The following is a 22781-nucleotide window of genomic DNA, read 5'->3' on the forward strand; positions in this document are numbered from 1 at the left end:
CCGTGGCGATAGATAGAATAGCAATGAACGATTAGCTCTATCAAGCGGTGAACAGGAATAATACAGGCCATCTGATTAATGACCACAGATTGTTAAAGCGGCTAACGCATACACGCAACAACAACAATCTGGAGCAGCACCTGCAACCTGCTCACGAAATCACTGAGTTGGCCGGGAGTGCCAGCCCTTTGATGATGTGCCTATAATTATATGTAATTCCGAAGCTAGAGGTTGGCGGGCTACTCAAAGCCCGCTTTTTTTTGCCTCTGCATCAGCAGTGGCATATCATCCAGCAACTACTGCAAATCCTGCTCCGTCAGCACCAGGGATTGGCCGACGATACCCGACTGCGTCAGCTCCTGCTGCAGATCGTCATTATTCAGCACCAGCTCATATTGCTGCGTGGCCGGGTTAAGCTCCGCGTCCTAGAACAGGTTAACCGGCACGCTGGCCAGCAGGTCGTGCAGATGCAGGCCGCTGAGTGCCTCCGGCCGGGCCACATCTCCCATAATATCATCCGCGACGATCAGGCTGACCGGCGCACTGACATTCCCTGCGCCGCATTTCACCACGATCTGATGCTCGCCAGCGGCCAGCGCATGAGACGGCGTAAACGTCCATTTGTGATCGCTATCCACCAGCGCATTACCGAGCGGCTCATCGTTATCAAACAGCTCAACCCGGCTGCCGGGCTGGCCTTTACCGGAAAAGGTCGGCTGGGTTTGCGTGGTGCTCTCTTCCGGCCAGATAAACTGCGTGCCGCTGTGCATGGCGGTTAGCGTGACCGGCACAAAACCGGCATCCTCGACGATCAGCGTGAAGGGCGCGCTGGCGCTCTGCGGCATTGCCGCCACCTGTGCCACGAACTGATGACTCCCTCCCGCCAGCGCGGTAGGCAGCGTAAAGCTGAAATAGCTGGTCCGGGCGTCACTCACCGTACTGCCCAACCAATCGCCATCCTGATAACACTCAAGCGTGACACCACGACCGGCATAGCCGTTCAGCGCAGGACGCGTATCGCGGGTGATTTCGCCATCGACAATAAAACCGCCGTCATTCACCGAGGCGGAATCGAAGGTGACAGGAACCTGGTTTTCAACGGCCGGCTCCAGAGGAAAGAAAGGGTAGCCAAAGCGTGAAGTGCTCATTTATGTTCTCCAAATTAACTGCGAGCACACTTTAAGAACTCTTCACGCCAGGCCGATCAAGAATTGTCTCTTTTTTGCGAAAGAAATTTCTTGGCGCGCATTACGCCAGGTTTAAGCGCTGCTTCGCTTCGCCGATCGCCAGCGCCACCTGCTGTGGTGCTACGCCGCCGCGGGCGTTACGCTTATCGAGACAAGACTGCAGCGACAGCACCGGGTAAACATCCTCCCCAATCGCCGCGCTAAACTGCTTAAACTGCGCCAGACTTAATGCCTCCAGCGCGACGCCTTGTTTGATCGCTTCCACCACGGTTTCGCCGACAATGTGGTGCGCTTCGCGGAACGGCACGCCTTTGGCTACCAGATAATCGGCCAGTTCGGTCGAGTTGCCGTAACCCTGCTCGGCGGCTTCCTGACAGCGCGGGCGCTTCACCTGAATGCCGTCCAGCACCAGCGCCGACATATGCAGGCAGTCAAGCCAGGTATCGAGCGCATCGAACAGCCCTTCTTTGTCTTCCTGCATATCTTTGTTGTACGCCAGCGGCAGCCCTTTCAGCGTCATCATCATGCCGGTCAGTGCGCCCTGCACGCGACCGCACTTGCCGCGGATCAGCTCCAGCGCGTCCGGATTTTTCTTCTGCGGCATCAGCGATGAGCCCGACGTCACTTTATCGGACAGCTCAATAAAGCCGGCCTCACCGGTGTTGAAGAAGATCATGTCTTCGGCGAAGCGGGACAGATGCACCATGCCAATCGAGGCATCAGACAGCAGCTCCAGCACGTGATCGCGATCTGACACGGTATCCAGGCTGTTACGCGTGGCAGATGCGAAGCCGAGCCAGCCGGCCAGCTGCTCACGGTCAATTTCATAAGCAGTACCGGCCAGCGCGCCGCAGCCCAGCGGGCTGACGTCCAACCGCTTCAGCGTATCCTGCAGACGGCTCTCGTCGCGCGCCAGCATCTCAACGTAGGCCAGACACCAGTGGGCAAACGTCACCGGCTGCGCCCGCTGCAGGTGGGTGTAGCCCGGCATCACTGCATCCTGATTGGCTTCAGCAGTGGCCACCAGCGCTGACTGCAGCTCGCGCGTGGCTTCCAGCAGCAGTGCCACCTGCGTTTTACACCACAGTTTGAGATCGGTCGCCACCTGGTCGTTACGGCTGCGCCCGGTGTGCAGCTTTTTGCCCAGCGCACCGACTTTGTCGATCAGCTTGCCTTCCACCCAGCTGTGAATATCCTCGGCATCGCTCTGCAGAATCTGCTGCGGATTGGCGCGAACCTCTTCCAGCAGCGCATTCAGCGCGGCTTCCAGCTGCTGCTGCTCTTCACTGCTCAGCACGTTTACCGTCACCAGCGCTTTTGACCAAGCCACCGAACCGATGATGTCCTGCTCCGCCAGGCGGTAGTCAAACCGCAGTGAGTCGTTGAACTGTTTAAACCGTTGATCTGCCGCCTGCGAAAAACGTCCGCCCCAAAGTGCCATCTGTTTGCTCCTGAATCTGTTAAACAAAGGGCGGCCCGAAGCCGCCCCTGCAAAATATGTCGCCTGCCGCCGGTGTTACTTCTTCTGCTCGTTCAGCGCGCGAATGCGTGAAGAGAGCGAGAACAGACGGATAAAGCCGCCCGCGTGACGGTGATCGTACACTTCGTCTTCGCCGAAGGTGGCAAACTCTTCCGAGTACAGGCTGTTCGCCGATTTTTTCTGGATCGCCGTAGCTTGGCCTTTATACAGCTGCAGTACCACTTCGCCGTTCACCAGCTCTGCCAGCGATGCGGCAGCAGCCTGGATTGACTGACGCAGCGGTGCGAACCAGCGGCCGTCATACACCACGTAAGACATCTCCTGACCCAGCTGTTCACGCCATTTGAAGCTGTCGCGATCCAGTACCAGCTGCTCAACCGCACGCAGCGCGTTGACCATGATGGTGCCGCCCGGAGTTTCGTAGCAGCCGCGTGATTTGATGCCCACCAGACGGTTTTCCACGATATCAATACGGCCGACGCCGTGTTTCGCCCCCAGCGCATTGAGTTTTTCCAGACACTGGAACGGGCTCAGTTTCTCACCGTTCACGGCGACAACCTGGCCTTTCTCCACGCTGACGGTGACGTTTTCTGGCTGATCCGGCGCTTCCAGCGGATCGACGGTCCACACCCAGCAATCTTTGTTTGGCGCGTTCCACGGGCTCTCCAGCACGCCACCTTCGGTCGAGATGTGCCAGGCGTTCTCATCACGGCTGTAGATTTTTTCCAGCGATGCGGTGGTCGGGATATTGCGCTCTTTCAGGTAATCCAGCAGCGCTTCACGCGAACGCAGGTTCCACTTACGCCATGGCGCCACCACTTTAAGCTGCGGTGCCAGCGCGGTGTAGGTGGTTTCGAAACGCACCTGATCGTTGCCTTTACCGGTTGCGCCGTGGCACAGCGCGTCTGCGCCCACTTTCAGCGCCAGCTCAACCTGCGCTTTGGCGATGATAGGACGCGCCATTGAGGTGCCCAGCAGATAGGTGCCTTCGTACAGCGCACCGGTCTGCAGCACCGGGTAAACGTACTCGCTGATAAACTCTTCACGCAGATCGACCACGTGGCACTCAGACGCGCCCGACTGCAGCGCTTTCTTCTCTACGCCTTCCAGATCGGCCGGATCCTGACCAATGTTGGCCACGAACGCCACCACTTCACAACCACCGTAGTTCTCTTTCAGCCAGGGAATGATGGCTGAGGTATCCAGACCGCCCGAGTAAGCCAGAACGATTTTTTTGATGTTTTGCGTGCTCATGTCGTAATCCTTGATTATGCGAGAATCCGGGTGCCAATCGACACGCCGTTGAAAAGGGTTGGCAGCTGTTCAGCATGACGCCAGCTGGCGATATCCACCGGGCGTCCCAGCGTACGCGCCGCGTCGAGCGCCGCATGCACTTTCACAATCATGCCATCGGTAATAATGCCTTGGGCGATCAGCTGCTCGGCTTTGGCTGCGGTAATCTCGGCGATGCGCTGACCTTTGCCGTCGAGAATACCGCTGACGTCCGACAGCAGCACCAGATCGGCACCGATAGTCGCCGCCAGCGCGGTCGCGGCCTGGTCGGCATTGACGTTCATCAGTTCGCCGCCGTCGGTGATGCCAATCGAGCTGATCACCGGCATATAGCCTGCATCCAGCAGCGTATTCAGCAGCTGCGGATTGCCCGGCGTGGCGTTGCCGACATGCCCAAGTTCCTCATCGAACTGTGCCACGTTCACTAGGCCGGCATCGCCGAGGCATAAACCCACTGCGCCAATGCCGTACTTCTTCGCCCATGCCAGCAGCGTTTTGTTGGCGGTGCCTGCCAGCGCACCGGTAATAATGTCGATCTGATCGGCTGGCGTCACACGCAAACCGTTCTTCTTTTTTACCGGCAGCGCCAGTTTCTTCATCAGCTCGTCCACCAGGCAACCGCCGCCGTGGACGATAATCAGCGGACGCTGATACTGCGTGCGGTACGCCAGCAGGGCATCAAACAGACGCGCCAGCGCTTCTTCGCTATCCAGCAGTACGCCGCCCAGCTTAATGATCAGAGGATTGCTCATGGTTAGGTTATCCGTCCGTTAAATCAGAGACAGCGTTTCGGGGAAGCCGAAACGAATATTGAGACACTGTACCGCCTGTGAGGAGGCGCCTTTCAGCAGGTTGTCTTCCGCTGCGACAACAATCAGGTGCTCGCCCTGCACGGCAAAGCCGATATCGCAGAACGGCAGGCCAATCACCGCTTTCAGCGCCGGTACGCCTTTGTCGTACAGCCGCACCAGCGGTTTGTCGTGGTAGGCGCTGTGGAACGCCGCCGCCACATCCTGCTGGCTCACGCCGGCGTTCAGACGGCAGGTGATGGTTTCCAGAATGCCGCGCGGGAAATTACCGAGATGCGGCGTAAAGATCACCGGCGTGCCGAGATGGGCCACAATTTCCGGATGGTGACGGTGATTGAAGAGGCCGTACGGCTGCAGGCTGACCTCACAGAAGCTGGTGGTGACGCTGGCTTTACGCCCGGCGCCGCTGACGCCGCTGGTGGCATTGATTACCGGCCACTGAGCCGGATTAAGCAGGCCAGCGTTAATCAGCGGCTTAAGCGCCAGCTGCGCGGCAGTCGGATAGCAACCCGGCACCGCCACCAGCTGCGCATCTTTAATCTGCTCGTGGTTCCATTCGGCCAGGCCGTAAACGGCTTTGTCGAGCCACGCCTGGTGCTGATGGCTGAAACCGTAATACTGTTGATAAAAGCCGTCGTCGTTAACGCGGAACGCACCTGAGAGGTCGAACACCACGCAGCCGGCTTTCAGGAATTCCGGGGCCAGATCGTGGCTGACTTCGTGTGCGGTGGCGAGGAACACCACATCGACCTTGCCGGCCCACTCAGCGGCATCACTCAGCGGCTGCAATGGCAAATCGACCCTGCCTTTCAGCTGCGGATGGAGATCGGAGAGTAACTTTCCGGCATCCGGGCTTTGCGCTGAAACCGCCAAAGCGGTTATGTTCATATGCGGATGGCGATTCAGGTAGGTGGCAAGCTCAACGCCAGCATAACCACTGGCACCAACGATCAGCGTATTCAACATCAGGCTGTATACCTTATTACAGTCACACGTATCGGGTCGCGGCATTGCCCCGTTGCCCACGATGCCGTTTGCAGCTTTTTTCAGTTCACATGCAGACGACGTTAATGTATTTTTATTCATTATTAATGAATTAATATTGACACATCCTAACCTAGGGACCGTCAACAGTGAAGACAAAAATTCCACCTTTTATCGAACTCTACCGCCAGCTGATTGCGACACCGTCCATCAGCGCCACCGACAGCGCGCTGGATCGGAGCAATGAAACTTTAATCAATTTGCTGGTGGGCTGGTTCCGCGATCTCGGCTTCAGCGTGGAAGTCCAGCCGGTGCCGGGTACACGCCACAAATTCAACCTGCTGGCGCGCAGCGGCAATGGCGCAAGTGGCCTGCTGCTGGCGGGCCATACCGATACCGTGCCGTACGACGACGGCCGCTGGACGCGCGATCCCTTCACCCTGACCGAACACGACAACAAGCTGTACGGCTTAGGCACCGCCGACATGAAAGGCTTCTTTGCCTTTATTCTTGATGCGCTGCGTGACGTTGACGTGACGAAGCTAAGCAAACCGCTGTACATCCTCGCCACCGCCGATGAAGAGACCACGATGGCCGGCGCGAAATACTTCTCTGAATCGACCCAGCTGCGGCCGGACTGCGCCATCATCGGCGAACCGACGTCGCTGAAGCCGGTGCGCGCCCACAAAGGCCATCTGTCGCACGCCATCCGCATTCAGGGTCAGTCCGGTCATTCCAGCGATCCGGCGCGCGGCGTGAACGCTATCGAGCTGATGCATGAGTCCATTACTCAGCTGATGCAGCTGCGTAATACGCTGAAAGAACGCTATCACCACGACGGCTTCGCCATTCCGTATCCGGCCATGAACTTTGGCCATATCCACGGCGGCGACGCGGCGAACCGCATCTGCGCCTGCTGTGAACTGCATATGGATATCCGTCCGCTGCCGGGACTGACGCTGAGCGATCTCGACGGTTTACTCAATGAAGCGCTGGCACCGGTGAGCGCGCGCTGGCCGGGCCGTCTGACCGTAGGTGAGCTGCATCCGCCGATTCCCGGCTACGAATGCCCTGCCGATCATGAACTGGTCAAGGTGGTGGAGAAGCTGCTGGGAGTGCCGACAGAAGTGGTGAATTACTGCACCGAAGCGCCGTTTATCCAGCAGTTGTGCCCGACGCTGGTGTTAGGGCCTGGATCCATCAATCAGGCGCATCAGCCAGATGAGTTTATTGATACTGCATTTATTAAGCCGACTCATGCGCTTATCACTCAGGTTGTGCAGCATTTTTGCCATTGATGATTAAAAGATGGGGCATTTCACTGCGAAATCAGCAAATTGCCCCGTCATTATCCTAGATTTGATAATAAGAATAACTTATCCCACCTCCTGTCAATTAAATTCGATGAATTTCCGATAGTTAACAGCACGATACCGGCAATTTAAGTCAATTGACGAACAGGAAGAACCGTGGCTAGATAAAAGACGATGTTATGCCCGTTGGGTATAGAGGTTTTATATTTAAGACGATAAGGGTGTCAGAGTCACATGAACGAACAATATTCCGCAATGCGAAGTAATGTCAGTATGCTCGGCAAACTGCTCGGGGATACGATAAAGGATGCACTAGGAGAGAACATCCTCGATCGGGTGGAGACCATCCGCAAGCTCTCTAAGTCATCCCGTGCAGGAAATGACACTCATCGTAAGGAACTGCTCTCCACGCTGCAAAACCTGTCTAACGACGAGCTGCTGCCGGTGGCACGCTCGTTCAGCCAGTTCCTTAACCTCACCAACGTGGCAGAACAGTATCAAACCATCTCGCGCAGCGGTGACGGCGCTAACCATCCGGAGCTGCTGAAAAAGACCTTCGAGCGCCTGAAGCAACAGAGCGATCTCAGCGAGCCGGCAATCCGCCAGGCGATTGAGCAGCTGTCGCTGGAGCTGGTGCTCACCGCCCACCCGACCGAAATTACCCGCCGCACGCTGATCCACAAGCTGGGCGAAGTGAACAGCTGTCTGCAACAGCTCGACCACAGCGACATCACCGACTACGAACGCAACCAGGTCATGCGCCGTCTGCAGCAGCTGGTGGCGCAGGCGTGGCACACCGATGAAATCCGTAAATATCGCCCGACGCCGGTAGATGAAGCCAAATGGGGCTTCGCGATGGTGGAGAACAGCCTGTGGGAAGGCGTGCCGGCGTTTCTGCGCGAGCTGAACCAGCAGGTGGAAGAGAGCTTCGGCATCCAGCTGCCGGTGGATTTCGTGCCAATCAAATTTACCTCGTGGATGGGCGGCGACCGTGACGGTAACCCGAACGTCACCGCACCGATTACCCGCCACGTGATGCAGCTAAGCCGCTGGAAAGCCGCCGACCTGTTCCTGTGCGACATCGGCGTGCTGGTGTCCGAGCTGTCAATGTCCGAGTGCAGCGACGAAGTGCGCGAACTGTGTGGCGATGCGGAGGCGCTAGAGCCGTATCGTGTGATTCTGAAGCGTATCCGCAGCCAGCTGATGAGCACCCAGAGCTATCTGGAGCGCCGCCTGAAGGGTGAGCGCCTGCCGCGTCCGGCCGATCTGCTGGTTTCTAACGATCAACTGTGGCAGCCGCTGTTTGCTATTTACCAGTCGCTGCAGCAGTGCGGCATGGGCATCATCGCCAATGGCCAGCTGCTGGATACGCTGCGCCGCGTGAAGTGCTTCGGCGTGCCGCTGGTGCGTATCGATATCCGTCAGGAGAGCACTCGCCACACCGAAGCGATTGCCGAAGTGACGCGCTATCTCGGACTGGGCGACTACGAAAGCTGGTCAGAAGCCGACAAGCAGGCGTTCCTGATCCGTGAACTGAATTCCAAGCGGCCGCTGCTGCCGCGGCAGTGGGAGCCCAGCGACAACACGCGTGAAGTGCTGGATACCTGCAAAGTGGCGGCAGAAGCGCCGCAGGGCTCGATTGCCGCCTATGTGATTTCTATGGCCAAAACGCCGTCTGACGTGCTGGCGGTGCATCTGCTGCTGAAAGAGGCCGGCATCCCTTACGCAATGCCGGTGGCGCCGCTGTTTGAAACCCTCGACGACCTCAACAACGCCAATGACGTGATGAGCCAGCTGCTGAATATCGACTGGTATCGCGGCTTCATCAACGGCAAGCAGATGGTGATGATTGGCTACTCCGACTCGGCAAAAGATGCCGGCGTGATGGCAGCCAGCTGGGCGCAGTATCAGGCACAGGATGCGCTGATTAAAACCTGCAACAAAGCCGGCATTACCCTGACGCTGTTCCACGGACGCGGCGGTTCGATTGGCCGCGGTGGCGCACCGGCGCATGCAGCCCTGCTGTCACAGCCGCCGGGCAGCCTGAAAGGCGGCCTGCGCGTGACCGAACAGGGTGAAATGATCCGCTTCAAATATGGCCTGCCGGAAGTCACCATCGCCAGCCTGTCGCTTTACACCGGTGCGATTCTGGAAGCCAACCTGCTGCCACCGCCAGAGCCAAAACGCGAATGGCAGGAGATCATTAACGGCCTGTCAGCATATTCATGCGCCATGTACCGCGGCTATGTGCGTGAAAATCCGGACTTCGTTCCCTACTTCCGCTCGGCGACGCCAGAGCAGGAGCTGGGCAAACTGCCGCTCGGATCGCGCCCGGCGAAACGGCGTCCGACCGGCGGCGTAGAGTCGCTGCGCGCCATTCCGTGGATCTTCGCCTGGACGCAGAACCGCCTGATGCTGCCCGCGTGGCTGGGTGCCGGCGCGGCGCTGCAGAAAGCGATGGACGAAGGCCATCAGGATCAGCTGGAAACCATGTGCAGCGAATGGCCCTTCTTCGCCACGCGCCTCGGCATGCTGGAGATGGTGTTCTCGAAGGCTGACCTGTGGCTGGCGGAGTATTACGATCAGCGTCTGGTGGATAAATCGCTGTGGCCGCTCGGCAAACAGCTGCGCGATCAGCTGGATGCCGACATCAAAGCGGTGCTGACCATCGCGAACGATGCGCATCTGATGGCGGACCAGCCGTGGATCGCCGAATCCATCGCGCTGCGTAACGTCTACACCGATCCGCTCAACGTGCTGCAGGCGGAACTGCTGCAGCGTGCGCGTGCGCAGGAAGAGCGCGGCGATGAACCTGATGCGCGTGTAGAACAGGCGCTGATGGTCACTATCGCTGGCGTCGCGGCCGGCATGCGTAACACCGGCTGACGGCTGGCGGCGCATCACGCATCGCACAGCAAAAAGGGGGCCCTGAGGCCCCCTTCTTTTTTATCCTTTCACGCTTATGCCGCCAGCGTCGGGCGTACGCCCAGCGTGTGGCAGATGGCATAGCTCATCTCGGCGCGGTTCAGCGTGTAGAAATGAAAGTCCTTCACCCCTTCGCGCGACAGGATTTTCACCATGTCCATGGCGATGTTGGCACCGACCATTTTGCGCGTCTCCGCATCATCATCCAGCCCGTCAAACATGGCGTTCATCCAGCCCGGTACGCGCACGTTGGTCATGGTGGCGAAACGCTGCAGCTGTTTAAAGTTGGAGACCGGCAGAATACCCGGCACGATCTCCACGTCGATACCGGTGGCCACGCAGCGATCGCGAAAGCGCAGATAGCTCTCCACGTCGAAGAAAAACTGGGTAATCGCGCGACTGGCACCTGCATCAATTTTTCGCTTCAGGTTGATCAGATCCGCCTGCGCACTCTTCGCTTCCGGATGCACTTCGGGATAGGCCGCTACCGAGATATCGAAATCACCGACCTCTTTCAGCAGCGACACCAGATCGCTGCCGTACATGTCCGGTTTGCCGCCGCCCGGTGGTAAATCGCCGCGCAGCGCCACGATATGGCGAATGCCGTTATTCCAGTAGTCACGCGCGATAGCGCGCAGTTCATCGCGCGTAGCATCAATACAGGTGAGATGCGGTGCCGCTTCCAGTCCGGTGCGCTCTTTAATGCCTTTGATGATGCTGTGAGTGCGGTCGCGCTCGCCGGAGTTGGCTCCGTAAGTCACCGAGACGAATTTGGGTTTCAGGCTGCTCAGGCGGTCGATGGAGTTCCACAGGGTTGCTTCCATTTCGCTGGTGCGGGGCGGGAAAAACTCAAAAGAGACATTAATTTGCCCGTTCAGCTCAGCCAAGCTCTGGTTCAGCGCTTCGCGCTGATTGGTATGAAAGAAACTCATCCTGTTACCTCATCATCACATATCGATTAATTTGCGAACCGCGAACATCCATACGTTTAGACATCCAGATGCAAAAAATGAACGATATTCAGCTTAGCGTCAACATAAAATTGCTTGCCGGGCGTGACAAATATTCAACCAAAGTGAAAGGGATTCACCTGACGGGGAAGCAGGGGGAAAAACGCAGACAGCGAACGCCGTCTGCGCAGAAGGTTTACAGCAGTTGGGCGAAACGATTGATACCAGACTGTAGCGCACCGGCGGTGACATCCCGACCGGCACCCGGCCCGCGGATTATCAGCGGATTGTCGCGATACCAGCGGCTTTCAATGGCAAACACGTTATCGCACGGCAGCAGCGCCGCCAGCGGATGCTCCGGACGCACCGCTTCCACGCCGACGCGCGCTTTACCGTTGGTATCGAAACGCGCCACGTAGCGCAGCACCAGACCCATCTCCTGTGCGGCTTCGAAGCGCTGCAGCATCTGCTCGTTCAGCTCGTCGGCGTTTTCAAAGAAGTGGTCGATGGATTCGCCTTCGCACTGTGACGACACCAGCGATTCAACCCGCACCTGATCGGGTTCGATGTCGTAACCGGCTTCGCGCGCCAGAATCACCAGTTTGCGCATCACGTCCTGACCGGAGAGATCGACGCGCGGATCGTGCTCGGTTAAGCCCTGCTGCCACGCCTGATCGACCAGCTCGCTGAACGGCACCGTGCCGTCAAACTGCAGGAACAGCCACGACAGCGTCCCGGAGAAGATACCGCTGATCGCCAGAATGCTGTCGCCGCTTTCGCGCAGGTCGCGCACCGTGTGATTGACCGGCAGTCCGGCACCCACGGTCGCGTTATACAGCCAGTGGCGACCGGTTTTGGCGAAGGCATCGCGTACCTGACGCCAGCTCTGGCCGCTGGCAGCGCCGGCAACTTTGTTGGCGCTGATGACGTGGAAGCCATGGCTGGCAAAATCGTGATACTGCTGCGCCAGCGAATCACTGGCGGTGACGTCCAGCACCACCAGATCGTCAAACGGGTGCACGCGCATCCACAGGAACAGTGACTCTTCGTCGCGCGCTTCGGCTTCATCATCAAAGAAGGCCAGCGCCCGGCTGGCGTCGAGACCGTCATAGCTCAGCAGGCTGCGGCTACTGTCCGCCACGCCCGCCAGCACAAACTCGAACCCGGTACGCGCCGACAGCGTCTCCTGCTCGCGCGCGAACAGCTCCAGCCAGCGTGAACCGATATTGCCTTTGCCAAACAGGATCAGGCCGATGCGCTTCTCGTATAGCGCGGCAAATCATTTGATACCGAAAGGCAAAATATTTGATACGCTCAAAAATCACACAAATGAAAATTATTTGATACCAATTGCTGTACTGATGTAACGCTTTTATTGTCCCTAAAACATCATGAACTTGGTTTTAACGTTTCCGGCTTAGGATAAGGCTGCACTTTAAATAATTTTGTATTGAGGCGCTTCTTCGCGCGTTTGTCCAAAAAGCGGATATATCGAAATTGCTGAAAGCGATGAACAGTTGCACGCTCTATATTGGCCCTCAGGTATTCTCCTCGCTTGCCGCCCCGCGTGATCGCGTTGCGGGCTATTTTGTGATACCATTCACCATCAAGCTCATAGAATCGCGAGTAATGGCTGCCAATATATTCAAAATTACTCGCCTGATACACCACGCCACAACGCCCACAGCGCTCATCTGCAAAGGATTGCACCCATTGCACCTGAGGATAAAGTAATCTGATAGTTTTCAGTGCATAGCTGATCGCTCGTGACTCTGAATTTTTAGGCATGTCATCATGCAGCCATAAGCGGTTAAGCTCCATATACTCACGATTCCCCGTGCCAGAGACCACTTTTGCGCCACTGTTAGGATTCAGGGCGTACCCCAACTGCATCACCCCAACCAAAGCCCTACCGGAGAATACCCCAAGATGTAGCCAGGAATTATTAACAAACCGCCTGCTATAATGCCGACTTGTTACAATGACGCGGGTAAGCCAGCAGGCAATGGTTTCTACCCGCAATTCGTGTGAGCCGTATCCAACAATCTGGTCATTATCGAAAATGGGCTGGGGTGGTGTGAGAATGCGTGACGTATGTGCGCGCTTCATTTCCGGTCTCCGACTGGCGTTCGGAGACGCTGGTTGAGGGATTGCTCATCCTCATTTCATTAAATGCTTTGCAGCGCGGGCATTTTATCTGTATGTAAATCGCTTCTGCTTTTGCCAGCAATCGGTGACAACCGCAGCAGCGTATCTCCTGTAACATCTTCTCAAATTGATCTGTTTTAGCGATCGATAAGGCTTTATTGATCGCTAATGCCACTTATGTTTCATGTTAGCCGGCGCAAGGTCGGTAGTGCGATTTTCTGATGCGGCGTGCGATATTTGAAGCCAAAACGTGCGATAAATGACAGGCTACTTTTGTTTCCATCAGTGCAACGAAATTACACTGTCATTTTTCATCAAAGCCATTTTGGCCTGTTCGAGCATTCCGGTTAACTGGACAATATTTGTAGATGCTGGCCAATGAAACATCATACAGTAATGCAAGCTGTTTTCTGCTATGACCATTCGCCAATAATTTTTGAGCTTCCTGTTGCTGTGCAAAAGATAGCGACTGAGGTCTGCCGCCAATACGTCCTCTGCTTCTCGCTGCAGCTAAACCAGCCTGAGTACGTTCAACAATCAGTTCGCGCTCCATTTGTGCTAACGCGCTCATCACATGAAAGAAAAAACGGCCTGCGGACGTAGAGGTATCAATGGCATCCGTCAAACTATGAAAATGAATACCTTCATCTTCCAGATTGGATATTAAAGTAATCAAATGTTTAATGCTGCGACCCAGCCTGTCGAGCTTCCAGACCACCAGAGTATCCCCCGATTTCAGGCAGTTTAACGCGCGTTTTAATCCGGGTCTCTGGTCTGTTTTTCCACTGATTTTATCCTCAAAAATCTGTTCGCAATTTGCACAAATCAAGGATTTTTGCTGTAAATCGGTGTTTTGGTCATTTTTTGACACCCTCATATAGCCAATTTTTGCCATTTTAGCCCCTAATCCTCCCTCCGAAAGCCTTGTCATCGCTGGTTTTGGGCAAAATATTAGCTAAATTCCCGATTTAAGAAAACCTTGGTTTAACGGAAACGGTAGATTGTGCAAAAAATGCACTGGATAAACGGACTGGCGGAACGGTCAATGGTGACATTATGTCACAGGGGGGCCAGATCACCCTGAAGGGGGATGGCCGCAAGCATCTGGGTATTCATAATCAGGATGATAGCGTTCGCATGTGGCTCTACAAAGACAAGGGCGGTGATGGCGTTCGGCTAAACAATGGCAATGACGGCGGCGGCGATTATATTTTTCATAAAGATGGCGGTTTTCGTGCCCCTTCTTCCATATATGCCGGAGCCGCAAGGATAGCCTCTGACGGCAATATCTACGGTAGCATGTGGGGCAATCAGTGGCTGGACGCTTACCTGAAAAAGACCTTCCAGCCCAAAGGGGCCTACGGCAAAGCGAATACAGCGAAGCTCGGGGTCAATGGATGGTTTAAATGCGGGGACACGGGATTGATTATCCAGTGGGGTAAAACTGATAGCGAAAACTTTGACAGGAAAATCCTTCCGCTGCCCTTCCGTTTCCAAATGAAGGTCTGTGGGCGCTGGGCTGGGTTGCTGAAGCTATAGGGATGGGTGAAGATCTATGTTCACACTCTGCCGGATTAGTCGATAAGGCGCATATCAAGGTTACAACTGACTACAACCTGGCTACAGCCAGGATAGCAATAGGATATTAATCATGTATTACTACAGTCCGGGTGAAAATGCTTTTTTCCCTGAAGAATTAAAACAGGACTATATCAGGGCAGGCAGCTTTCCCAAAGATACCGTTGAAGTCGGTGATGATGTCTGGCTGGAATTTGCAGGCAATCTGTCTCCCAAAGGTAAGCAGCGTATAGTTGGTACGGATGGTTTTCCAGCATGGGGAGATATACCACCACCAACAAAAGAAGATCTGATATCAGCAGCAGAGAAGCGAAAATCCTCGCTGATGCAGATTGCTACCGCCGCCATTGCACCTCTTCAGGACGCCGTAGACCTCGATATGGCAACGGATGCCGAAAAAGCGTTACTGCTGTCCTGGAAAAAATACCGCGTGCTGCTTAATCGTATCGATCTCAGCGCAGCCACGGATATCGACTGGCCAGATCCTCCTTCAGAAACCAATCGCCAGAACCACGGTTTCAAGGCTGTTATCCACCGTCACCCTGACGATCCCGTTATCGACCAGATGGGCTGACTGTGATTGACGATCTGCATGAAAATTTATCGCAGAAGCAACATAGCCGATACAGAACAATCCCGCGCTGGGAAATTTCATGGGCAACGGGAAATCATAGGTTCCTTCCCTTTTATCTTTTCCATATCTTGCCCACTGGATAATCAACCCCGTGTCCCCGCATTTCCACCATCCGTTGACTTCCATTTTCGCGGTATTCGCTTTGCCGTAGGCCCCTTTAGGCTGGAAGGTCTTTTCCAGGTAAGCGTCCAGCCACTGATTGCCCCACATGCTACCGTAGATATTGCCGTCAGAGGCTATCCTTGCGGCTCCGGCATATACGGAAGAAGGGGCACGAAAACCGCCATCTTTATGAAAAATATAATCGCCGCCGCCGTCAATACCGTTATTGATGTGTATTCCATCACCGCCCTTATCTTTCCAGATATAGGCGCGCACGTTGCCATCAGCATTCGCGAGAATAAAAGGCTTACTGTTATCCCCCTTCATTCCGATTTGGCCACCCTGTGAAAGAATGTCGCCATTGACCGTTCCGCCAGTCCGTTTATCCAGTGCATTTTTTGCACAATCTACCGTTTCCGTTAAACCAAGGTTTTCTTAAATCGGGAATTTAGCTAATATTTTGCCCAAAACCAGCGATGACAAGGCTTTCGGAGGGAGGATTAGGGGCTAAAATGGCAAAAATTGGCTATATGAGGGTGTCAAAAAATGACCAAAACACCGATTTACAGCAAAAATCCTTGATTTGTGCAAATTGCGAACAGATTTTTGAGGATAAAATCAGTGGAAAAACAGACCAGAGACCCGGATTAAAACGCGCGTTAAACTGCCTGAAATCGGGGGATACTCTGGTGGTCTGGAAGCTCGACAGGCTGGGTCGCAGCATTAAACATTTGATTACTTTAATATCCAATCTGGAAGATGAAGGTATTCATTTTCATAGTTTGACGGATGCCATTGATACCTCTACGTCCGCAGGCCGTTTTTTCTTTCATGTGATGAGCGCGTTAGCACAAATGGAGCGCGAACTGATTGTTGAACGTACTCAGGCTGGTTTAGCTGCAGCGAGAAGCAGAGGACGTATTGGCGGCAGACCTCAGTCGCTATCTTTTGCACAGCAACAGGAAGCTCAAAAATTATTGGCGAATGGTCATAGCAGAAAACAGCTTGCATTACTGTATGATGTTTCATTGGCCAGCATCTACAAATATTGTCCAGTTAACCGGAATGCTCGAACAGGCCAAAATGGCTTTGATGAAAAATGACAGTGTAATTTCGTTGCACTGATGGAAACAAAAGTAGCCTGTCATTTATCGCACGTTTTGGCTTCAAATATCGCACGCCGCATCAATTGCGCTCTCTTTTATTACATCACCTCTTCAGGAATAGGTGTTTCCAGGGCACGCAGGAACAGCGCGTCCAGCTCGGCCACCGCCCCGTCGACCTCCGGCAGCAGCTGTTGTAATAGCGCACCATCTTTATGCTCCGCCGCCTGTTCCGCGGCGCGGCAGCGATGTTGCAGCGCGTCGGCGCGCAGCATACGGGCACTGCCGAGTAGCTGATGCGCGGCGTGACGCGCCATTGTTCGCAGCCACCGCCTGCGTCAGCTGGGCGAGATCGTAACTGTTCTGCTGGCGCGCGGTGGTCACCAGGTCGCGCCACGCCTGCGGGTTGTTTGCCGCCAGATTTTCCAGCGTCAGCAGGGTATCGTCGCGCGTCGGGTTCATTGGTGCGCCGGTGATCACCTGCAGCAGCTGCGCGCGCTCCAGCGGTTTAAACAGACAACCGTTCATGCCGGCGTCCTTCGCCAGCTGAGCCACACGCTCCTCCGCCATCGCCGTCAGGCCGTAAACCGGCACCGCACGCCGCACCAGGCGCTTCTCTTCGGCGCGCAGCTGGCGGGTGAATTCGAAGCCGTCCATCTCCGGCATGTTGCAGTCGGTAATCACGCGGTCCGGCTGATTTTCACGCCACAGCACCAGTGCCGCTGCACCACCGTCGGCCACCAGCACATGGTGCCCGGCGTAGCGCAGCTGCTGGGCCAGCAGCAAACGGTTGGTGGCGTTGTCATCGACAATCAGAATGCGCAGCGCAGCCTGCTTAGCGGGCTCCACCGGCTGTGGCAGGGTGGGTTGCTCATGTTCAATACGCGCCGCTTCCGCGCGGAAGCGCAGCATAAACACGCTGCCGTCACCCGGTTCACTCTCGACATGCAGCTCGGTGCCGAGCATCACCGCCAGCCGGCGACAAATGTTGAGGCCTAACCCGGTGCCGCTGGCGCGGTTGCTGCCCTGATCGACCTAAATGAACGGCTCGAAGATCGCCTGCTGCTGCTCTGCCGTCAGGCCAACCCCGCTGTCGCTCACCTCCAGTAGATACTCCGGCCGCGTACTCTCTGCCGGATACAGCGCCACTTTCACTTCGCCGTGTGAAGTAAACTTGATGGCGTTGCTCACCAGATTGGAGAGAATTTGCTTCAGCGCCACCGGGTCAAACAGCACTTGGTCCTGCTCCAGCTCCAGCACGATATTCAGCGCAAGCCCCTTGTTCAGCGCCACCTGGCGGAACAGCGCTTCGCAATCACGCACCACTTCGCTGAGCGACATCGGCTGCAGCTGCACGCTGAAATGCCCGGATTCGATTTTTGCCAAGTCGAGAATGTCGCCCACCAGCGACAGCAGCGAACGCGACGACTCCCAGGCGACATCAATATTTTTCTGCCGCTGCTGTTCATTACTCTGGCCGAGATGCTCGATTTCCAGCAGGCCAATCAGCGCCGCCAGCGGCGTGCGGATTTCATGACTCATGTGCGACAGGAAGGTGCTTTTCGCTTCGCTGGCGCGCACCGCGACTTCGTTGGCTTTGCGCAGGTCGGCCATCAGCGCTTCGATATGCGCCAGCTGCTCGCTGATTTCACGCTCGTGCTCGCGCTGTTTTGCCAGCGAGGCTTTCAGCAGATGGTTACGCCACAGGAAAAACAGCAGGCCCAGCCCGGCCACGGCGACGATGCGCAATATATAGCTGCGATAGCTTTGCCACGAGGTGCTGGTGGCGGGCGGCGTGTATTTGATCCAGCGCTCCATCAGCGACTGCATGGTCGGCTGCGGAATATCGGACAGCGCTTTGTTAAGGATCGACAGCAGCACCTGATCCTGACCATTGACCGCCATCGCCATGCGAAACATTGGCAGCGGCGCGACAAACGCGACCTTGAAGCTGTCATTAAAGTGATTATTGAGCAGAAACAGCGACGACTCGTACGGCATGATAAAGCCATCCAGCTGCTTATCGAGTAGCTGACCGAGCGAATCAATCGATACGCCGTTTTCGACGAAGTTGATGCCCGGCCAGCGCTCACGTAAATCGTAACGATAGTAGGCGTGCTCATAGATACCGACGCGCTTGCCCGCCATCTCATCAAAGCTTTTCCACGGGCTGTCTTTGCGGGTCACCACTACCCATGACGAGTAGATGTAGGAGCGGGTGTAGCGGATTTTGTCGTCCTGCTGCGCGGTGGCGTCGCTGACGGCGATAATCGCATCGCGCTGGCGGTTGAGTGTATCGCGCATGTTGCTCAACCCCTGAATCGGGTTGTAGCGAAAGCGAATGCCGGTGCGCTGTGAAATCATTTTCAGCAGGTCCACGCTCAGGCCGACGACGCGCTGGCGGTTATCAATAAAGGTAAACGGCGTATGCGAAGGATCGTAGTTAACGGTGATCTCGCGGTGTTCTGCCAGCCATGCGGCCTCTTTGTCGCTGATATCCAGCGGATGGTTTTTAACCACCGACTGATAATCCAGGCTCTAGGCTGTGTCCCTTAATCACCTGAGATATAGTAACTACCTGTTTCTACAACACATTGAACTATGACTCGCTACGACCTTCCCGATGAAGCATGGACTATCATCCAGCCCTTATTACCTGCTGAACCAGCAACACCACGGGCCGGACGTCCATGGGCTGAACATCGTATGATCATCAACGGCATGTTCTGGGTGCTGTGTTCAGGCGCACCATGGCGCTATTTGCCTGAGCGATATGGCCCATGGAAGACCGTTTATAACCGTTTTAATCGATGGTCTAAATCGGGAGTGATTAACATTATTTTCAACAGGTTACTTTCTTCTCTTGATGCTCATGGTCTCGCTGACTGGTCCGCAACTGCGCTGGATGGCAGCAATATCCGGGCACTCAGGTGCGCCGCCGGGGCGCAAAAAAACATTCCGATATCGCCGGAGATAATGGGCTGGGTCGCTCTCGCGGTGGTTTTGGCACCAAAATCCATCTGGCGACAGACGGAAGCGGTCTGCCGTTAAATATCGTACTGAGTCCCGGTCAGGCTCACGAAAGCCAGTTTGCACAACGTCTTCTGGACGGTATTGGTGTTCAGCGCCGGAACGGCAGCATGAAGCGTCGTGGCCATGCAGTGCTGGCTGACAAAGCCCACTCCGGACAAAAGAATACCGCCGCATTGCCACACGTTATGACAAAACGGCGAGGAATTATCTGGCGATGGTGAAACTGGGATGCATCCGGCTGTTTTACAAAAGGTTATGTAATTAAGGGACACAGCCTAGCTTTCGGTAAACTCTTTACCGGCGACCAGTACCAGCGCGACAAACAGAATCATCATGGTCAGCGATATCTTTAGCGCTGATGATAATATCGGCCTGTTCAGATTTGGCAGAGGTTAAATCGGTATGACCTACTTCAGCCTCTTTACCCAGCTCCTTAATAATTTTCTTCACGTTCATTTCCACAATGAAGCTGCTACCTAAACCATTTCCACACACAATTAGTACTTTTTTCATTTTCAGGTTTCTCTGGTGATTAATCTTTAATGACAGCTTCAATCGCTGGCAGGGCTGATGCCGACAGCAACTGCTGCAGGCGGGATTCGTCGCTGAACACGTCAGCCAGTGCGGTGATCATCTGAATATGATCGTCGCCAGACAGGGCGCACAGCATAATAACGACAAACACCGGGTCGTTTTCATCGGCGGCAAAATTCACGCCTTGTTTTACGTGCAGCAGCGACAGGCCGTTTTTGCGTGCACCCTGTTCCGGACGCGCATGCGGCATCGCCAGACCCGGCGCCAGCACATATATAGGGCCCCAGCTCAGCGTGCGAAGTAAAGATCGCATCCAGGTAGGCCGGGGTAATTGCCCCCTCCGCCAGCAGCGGCTCGGCCGATAAGCGCACCGCTTCCTGACAGTCGCGAACGTCGTCTACTACCCGGATATGTTGCGGTGTTAGCCATTGAGTGAGCATCAGTAATTCCTGTTTATTCGTCGATGCGGTGCACTGCAGGTGATTTTATCGCCTAGGTTCTGTGATGTTGCTCGCAAAAGTTAGCGCTAACACGAGTAATGTTAAAAAGTGTGTTAGCGGTAACATTTTTGCGCGCGCGGTTCGTCACGCTAAGGCCGGGGTGACATGCTCAGGCCAGCGAAAATCACGCAGCCAATGAGGCATGCCCGATTCTGTGGTTTTTAACATGGCACCAATTTGCTTTTGGTTTTAAGCTGCGTGCGGATAAATCGAGCGCTACCCGGAACCAGCAGGGTAGAGACAGGAGAACGCATGACAGAAAAACGACGGCGCAGTACCGGCAAAAGCACGCTAGCCGATGTTGCCCGTTTGGTCGGTGTCAGCGCCATGACGGCGTCGCGCGCTTTGCGTATGCCGGACAAAGTGTCGCCCGAAATTCGCGCAAGGATCGACGCGGCCGTCGCGGAACTGGCCTATGTGCCCAATGTGCAGGCGCGTAACCTGGCGTCGGCCTCGTCGCGGCTGATCACCATGGGTGGTACCCTCATTTGCTACGCCGGGCAGCGCGATTGTGTCAGAGGCACTGCAGGAGGTGCTGCGGCCGCAGGGCTATAACATGATGCTGGCCGAAGCCAATCACTCGGCGGCGGAGGAGAGCGAGCTGATTGAGATGCTGCTCTCTTACAACCCGGCCGCGATGGTGCACTTCAATTTCGACAATGCCGCCGAAGCGCAGCGCCTGCTGAGCAACTCCGGCCTGCCGGTAATGGACATCGGTGGCGTGCATCAGGATTCTGCCGGCATCAGCATCGGCGTGGACTATGCGAAAGCCATTCGTCAGCTGGTAAACAGCCTGGTGGAGCGCGGCTATCGCCATCCCGGCCTGCTGTGCACACAAACGCACAGCACTATTTTCCGTCAGCTGCTCAATGGCTGGCACAGCGGGATGCTGGCGCTGAATCTGGCGCCGCACCGCGTGGTGACCTCACCGAAAATGCCCACCTTTGCCGCTGGCCACAGCCTGCTGGCAGAAATCCGTCTCACCTGGCCGGAACTGGACGTCCTGATCTGTACCAGCGATGAAGCGGCGTGCGGCGCCATCATGCCTGTCACGCAGCGGGCGTCTCGGTGCCCAGCCAGCTGGCGATTGCCAGCATCGGCGGTGGCCCGCTGGCGGCGGTGTGTTCGCCGCCGCTGACCAGCATTGTGCTGCCGTACGAGGAGATGGGGCGCATGGCCGGTAAACGCCTGCTGGCGGCGCTCAACGGCGACGAGCCGCCTGCCATCAATGAGCTGCCGGTGCAGCTTAAGCTGCGCGCCAGTACGCACAAGGTGTAGCCGTGTGTGCGCACCTTTTGCCAGATTGATCAAATCCTTATAATTACTAAGGCATTGATAACCCTTTTCCGGATCATGATTTTAACTATAATGATCCGACTGCTTATGCGGCACACCAGCAAGGTTGTGCTGCCAAACACTAAATGGAGAGGAAGAACATGAGTTATTCACTGCCATCCCTGCCGTACGCCTACGACGTACTAGAACCGCACTTCGACAAGCAGACGATGGAAATCCATCACACTAAACATCACCAGACCTACGTTAACAACGCCAACGCGGCGCTGGAAGGTACCGAATTCGCTAACCTGCCGGTTGATGAACTGATCACCAAACTGGATCAGCTGCCAGCAGACAAAAAAGGCTCACTGCGTAACAACGCTGGCGGCCACGCTAACCACAGCCTGTTCTGGAAAGGCCTGAAAACTGGCACCACGCTGCAGGGCGACCTGAAAGCGGCAATCGAAAAAGATTTCGGTAGCGTTGAGAAATTCCAGGAAGAGTTTGAGAAAGCGGCCGCGACCCGTTTTGGCTCTGGCTGGGCGTGGCTGGTGAAAAAAGGTGACAAGCTGGCGGTCGTTTCAACTGCTAACCAGGACAACCCGCTGATGGGCGAAGCCATCGCCGGCGTGTCTGGTTTCCCAATCATCGGTCTGGATGTGTGGGAGCACGCTTACTATCTGAAGTATCAGAACAAGCGCCCTGACTACATCAAAGCGTTCTGGAACGTGGTGAACTGGGACGAAGCAGCGGCACGTTTCGCCTCGGCAAAATAAGTTCTGGCTTACGCTATGTGAATAACCGGTGCCTGCGTGCACCGGTTTTTTTATCGCCATCCTAAACCGCAGCTCAACAAACACCACGTCATGACAAGGCTAAAGTGGTTATTAACGCGCCGTTGATAATTTGGGGCATACAGTAGCCTTCAGT

Annotated in this window: 19 protein-coding genes and 5 pseudogenes; 8 read left to right on the top strand and 16 right to left on the bottom strand. The window is 55.6% G+C overall.

From position 1 onward, the window contains the following. Positions 1-425 precede the first annotated feature (425 nt). The 5 genes from AC6I8M_RS20800 to argC all read right to left on the bottom strand — a co-directional run bounded on the left by AC6I8M_RS20800 (position 426) and on the right by argC (position 5735). Positions 426-1148: an Ig-like domain-containing protein gene (locus tag AC6I8M_RS20800; protein WP_498013596.1), complete on the bottom strand. Its 723-nt coding sequence runs from the start codon at positions 1146-1148 to the stop codon at positions 426-428. 100 nt (positions 1149-1248) lie between these two features. Beyond that, complete coding sequence (gene argH / locus AC6I8M_RS20805) at positions 1249-2628, bottom strand: argininosuccinate lyase (protein WP_010618727.1); 1380 nt, start codon at positions 2626-2628, stop codon at positions 1249-1251. A gap of 75 nt (positions 2629-2703) precedes the next feature. Continuing rightward, positions 2704-3921: an argininosuccinate synthase gene (locus AC6I8M_RS20810; RefSeq protein WP_010618728.1), complete on the bottom strand. Its 1218-nt coding sequence runs from the start codon at positions 3919-3921 to the stop codon at positions 2704-2706. A gap of 14 nt (positions 3922-3935) precedes the next feature. Continuing rightward, on the bottom strand, positions 3936-4712 hold the full coding sequence (argB, locus tag AC6I8M_RS20815; RefSeq protein ID WP_010618729.1) for an acetylglutamate kinase: 777 nt from the start codon (positions 4710-4712) through the stop codon (positions 3936-3938). A gap of 18 nt (positions 4713-4730) precedes the next feature. Further along, entirely contained in the window at positions 4731-5735 is a 1005-nt protein-coding gene (argC, locus tag AC6I8M_RS20820; RefSeq protein WP_010618730.1) for an N-acetyl-gamma-glutamyl-phosphate reductase, read from the bottom strand. 167 nt (positions 5736-5902) lie between these two features. On the opposite strand from argC, the gene argE reads away from it, so the two are divergent. Together argE and ppc are read left to right on the top strand one after the other, a co-directional pair. Continuing rightward, on the top strand, positions 5903-7051 hold the full coding sequence (argE, locus tag AC6I8M_RS20825; RefSeq protein WP_010618731.1) for an acetylornithine deacetylase: 1149 nt from the start codon (positions 5903-5905) through the stop codon (positions 7049-7051). A 249-nt stretch (positions 7052-7300) separates the two neighbouring features. Further along, positions 7301-9952, top strand: a complete 2652-nt coding sequence (gene ppc / locus AC6I8M_RS20830; protein ID WP_010618732.1) for a phosphoenolpyruvate carboxylase — start codon at positions 7301-7303, stop codon at positions 9950-9952. Positions 9953-10026: 74 nt separating this feature from the next. On the opposite strand, the gene metF is transcribed toward ppc, so the two are convergent. From metF to AC6I8M_RS20855, 5 genes and pseudogenes are all read right to left on the bottom strand, one after another. Further along, positions 10027-10923 carry a methylenetetrahydrofolate reductase gene (metF, locus tag AC6I8M_RS20835; protein ID WP_010618733.1) on the bottom strand — a complete coding sequence of 299 codons (897 nt, stop codon included), beginning with the start codon at positions 10921-10923 and terminating at the stop codon, positions 10027-10029. A gap of 214 nt (positions 10924-11137) precedes the next feature. Further along, positions 11138-12205: pseudogene (gene metL / locus AC6I8M_RS20840) on the bottom strand (bifunctional aspartate kinase/homoserine dehydrogenase II); the annotation flags it as partial. A 125-nt stretch (positions 12206-12330) separates the two neighbouring features. Next, positions 12331-13050, bottom strand: a complete 720-nt coding sequence (locus AC6I8M_RS20845) for a Mom family adenine methylcarbamoylation protein (RefSeq protein WP_010618735.1) — start codon at positions 13048-13050, stop codon at positions 12331-12333. Beyond that, entirely contained in the window at positions 12995-13207 is a 213-nt protein-coding gene (locus AC6I8M_RS20850; RefSeq protein ID WP_082231764.1) for a Com family DNA-binding transcriptional regulator, read from the bottom strand. Before AC6I8M_RS20850 ends, AC6I8M_RS20845 begins: the two co-directional genes overlap by 56 nt. A gap of 186 nt (positions 13208-13393) precedes the next feature. Then, on the bottom strand, positions 13394-13984 hold the full coding sequence (locus AC6I8M_RS20855; protein ID WP_022548474.1) for a recombinase family protein: 591 nt from the start codon (positions 13982-13984) through the stop codon (positions 13394-13396). Between the two features lie 161 nt (positions 13985-14145). Here AC6I8M_RS20855 and AC6I8M_RS20860 point away from each other — a divergent pair, with 161 nt between their 5' ends. Together AC6I8M_RS20860 and AC6I8M_RS20865 are read left to right on the top strand one after the other, a co-directional pair. Next, entirely contained in the window at positions 14146-14628 is a 483-nt protein-coding gene (locus tag AC6I8M_RS20860) for a tail fiber protein (RefSeq protein ID WP_498013597.1), read from the top strand. Between the two features lie 112 nt (positions 14629-14740). Further along, positions 14741-15241 (top strand): tail fiber assembly protein, encoded by a 501-nt coding sequence (locus AC6I8M_RS20865; RefSeq protein ID WP_498013598.1) that lies wholly within the window; start codon positions 14741-14743, stop codon positions 15239-15241. Here AC6I8M_RS20865 and AC6I8M_RS20870 read toward each other — a convergent pair. Further along, a complete protein-coding gene (locus tag AC6I8M_RS20870) occupies positions 15158-15730 on the bottom strand; it encodes a hypothetical protein (protein ID WP_498013493.1) in 573 nt (190 codons plus the stop codon). The two genes, AC6I8M_RS20865 and AC6I8M_RS20870, sit on opposite strands and share 84 nt — an antisense overlap. A gap of 185 nt (positions 15731-15915) precedes the next feature. Between AC6I8M_RS20870 and AC6I8M_RS20875 the strand changes: the two genes are divergently transcribed. Beyond that, positions 15916-16506, top strand: coding sequence for a recombinase family protein (locus AC6I8M_RS20875; RefSeq protein WP_022548474.1), 591 nt, complete (start codon positions 15916-15918; stop codon positions 16504-16506). 101 nt (positions 16507-16607) lie between these two features. Here the strand turns inward: AC6I8M_RS20875 and AC6I8M_RS20880 are convergent, their stop codons facing one another. The 3 genes and pseudogenes from AC6I8M_RS20880 to AC6I8M_RS20890 form a co-directional block, all read right to left on the bottom strand. After that, positions 16608-16781, bottom strand: coding sequence for a hypothetical protein (locus tag AC6I8M_RS20880; RefSeq protein ID WP_318285261.1), 174 nt, complete (start codon positions 16779-16781; stop codon positions 16608-16610). Further along, on the bottom strand, positions 16720-17472 hold the full coding sequence (locus AC6I8M_RS20885) for a response regulator (RefSeq protein ID WP_022548476.1): 753 nt from the start codon (positions 17470-17472) through the stop codon (positions 16720-16722). The genes AC6I8M_RS20880 and AC6I8M_RS20885 overlap by 62 nt, the downstream gene beginning before the upstream one ends. Next, positions 17461-19026 (bottom strand): annotated as a pseudogene (locus tag AC6I8M_RS20890) (transporter substrate-binding domain-containing protein); the annotation flags it as partial. The gene AC6I8M_RS20885 and the pseudogene AC6I8M_RS20890, both read right to left, overlap by 12 nt. 81 nt (positions 19027-19107) lie before the next feature. On the opposite strand from AC6I8M_RS20890, the pseudogene AC6I8M_RS20895 reads away from it, so the two are divergent. Continuing rightward, positions 19108-19804: pseudogene (locus AC6I8M_RS20895) on the top strand (IS5 family transposase). A 29-nt stretch (positions 19805-19833) separates the two neighbouring features. Here AC6I8M_RS20895 and AC6I8M_RS20900 read toward each other — a convergent pair. After that, positions 19834-20052, bottom strand: a complete 219-nt coding sequence (locus AC6I8M_RS20900) for a PTS sugar transporter subunit IIB (RefSeq protein WP_498013599.1) — start codon at positions 20050-20052, stop codon at positions 19834-19836. A gap of 19 nt (positions 20053-20071) precedes the next feature. Further along, a pseudogene (locus AC6I8M_RS20905) lies at positions 20072-20513 on the bottom strand (PTS sugar transporter subunit IIA). A gap of 312 nt (positions 20514-20825) precedes the next feature. Between AC6I8M_RS20905 and AC6I8M_RS20910 the strand changes: the two are divergent. Both AC6I8M_RS20910 and sodA read left to right on the top strand, forming a co-directional pair. Beyond that, positions 20826-21851 (top strand): annotated as a pseudogene (locus tag AC6I8M_RS20910) (LacI family DNA-binding transcriptional regulator). Positions 21852-22009: 158 nt separating this feature from the next. Next, positions 22010-22627 carry a superoxide dismutase [Mn] gene (sodA, locus tag AC6I8M_RS20915; protein WP_010618236.1) on the top strand — a complete coding sequence of 206 codons (618 nt, stop codon included), beginning with the start codon at positions 22010-22012 and terminating at the stop codon, positions 22625-22627. Positions 22628-22781 lie beyond the last annotated feature (154 nt).

The sequence above is a fragment of the Type-A symbiont of Plautia stali genome, assembly GCF_059731155.1.

What these genes read in the sequence shown, in the direction of transcription:
- AC6I8M_RS20900 (WP_498013599.1), bottom strand. Translation starts at nt 20,052, where the DNA reads ATGAAAAAAGTACTAATTGTGTGTGGAAATGGTTTAGGTAGCAGCTTC.
- AC6I8M_RS20875 (WP_022548474.1), top strand. Translation starts at nt 15,916, where the DNA reads ATGGCAAAAATTGGCTATATGAGGGTGTCAAAAAATGACCAAAACACC.
- AC6I8M_RS20810 (WP_010618728.1), bottom strand. Translation starts at nt 3,921, where the DNA reads ATGAGCACGCAAAACATCAAAAAAATCGTTCTGGCTTACTCGGGCGGT.
- AC6I8M_RS20870 (WP_498013493.1), bottom strand. Translation starts at nt 15,730, where the DNA reads ATGAAGGGGGATAACAGTAAGCCTTTTATTCTCGCGAATGCTGATGGC.
- ppc (WP_010618732.1), top strand. Translation starts at nt 7,301, where the DNA reads ATGAACGAACAATATTCCGCAATGCGAAGTAATGTCAGTATGCTCGGC.
- AC6I8M_RS20885 (WP_022548476.1), bottom strand. Translation starts at nt 17,472, where the DNA reads ATGCTCGGCACCGAGCTGCATGTCGAGAGTGAACCGGGTGACGGCAGC.
- AC6I8M_RS20865 (WP_498013598.1), top strand. Translation starts at nt 14,741, where the DNA reads ATGTATTACTACAGTCCGGGTGAAAATGCTTTTTTCCCTGAAGAATTA.
- argC (WP_010618730.1), bottom strand. Translation starts at nt 5,735, where the DNA reads ATGTTGAATACGCTGATCGTTGGTGCCAGTGGTTATGCTGGCGTTGAG.
- AC6I8M_RS20855 (WP_022548474.1), bottom strand. Translation starts at nt 13,984, where the DNA reads ATGGCAAAAATTGGCTATATGAGGGTGTCAAAAAATGACCAAAACACC.
- metF (WP_010618733.1), bottom strand. Translation starts at nt 10,923, where the DNA reads ATGAGTTTCTTTCATACCAATCAGCGCGAAGCGCTGAACCAGAGCTTG.
- argB (WP_010618729.1), bottom strand. Translation starts at nt 4,712, where the DNA reads ATGAGCAATCCTCTGATCATTAAGCTGGGCGGCGTACTGCTGGATAGC.
- AC6I8M_RS20845 (WP_010618735.1), bottom strand. Translation starts at nt 13,050, where the DNA reads ATGAAGCGCGCACATACGTCACGCATTCTCACACCACCCCAGCCCATT.
- argH (WP_010618727.1), bottom strand. Translation starts at nt 2,628, where the DNA reads ATGGCACTTTGGGGCGGACGTTTTTCGCAGGCGGCAGATCAACGGTTT.
- AC6I8M_RS20800 (WP_498013596.1), bottom strand. Translation starts at nt 1,148, where the DNA reads ATGAGCACTTCACGCTTTGGCTACCCTTTCTTTCCTCTGGAGCCGGCC.
- AC6I8M_RS20860 (WP_498013597.1), top strand. Translation starts at nt 14,146, where the DNA reads ATGTCACAGGGGGGCCAGATCACCCTGAAGGGGGATGGCCGCAAGCAT.
- AC6I8M_RS20850 (WP_082231764.1), bottom strand. Translation starts at nt 13,207, where the DNA reads ATGTTACAGGAGATACGCTGCTGCGGTTGTCACCGATTGCTGGCAAAA.
- AC6I8M_RS20880 (WP_318285261.1), bottom strand. Translation starts at nt 16,781, where the DNA reads ATGCTGCGCGCCGACGCGCTGCAACATCGCTGCCGCGCCGCGGAACAG.
- sodA (WP_010618236.1), top strand. Translation starts at nt 22,010, where the DNA reads ATGAGTTATTCACTGCCATCCCTGCCGTACGCCTACGACGTACTAGAA.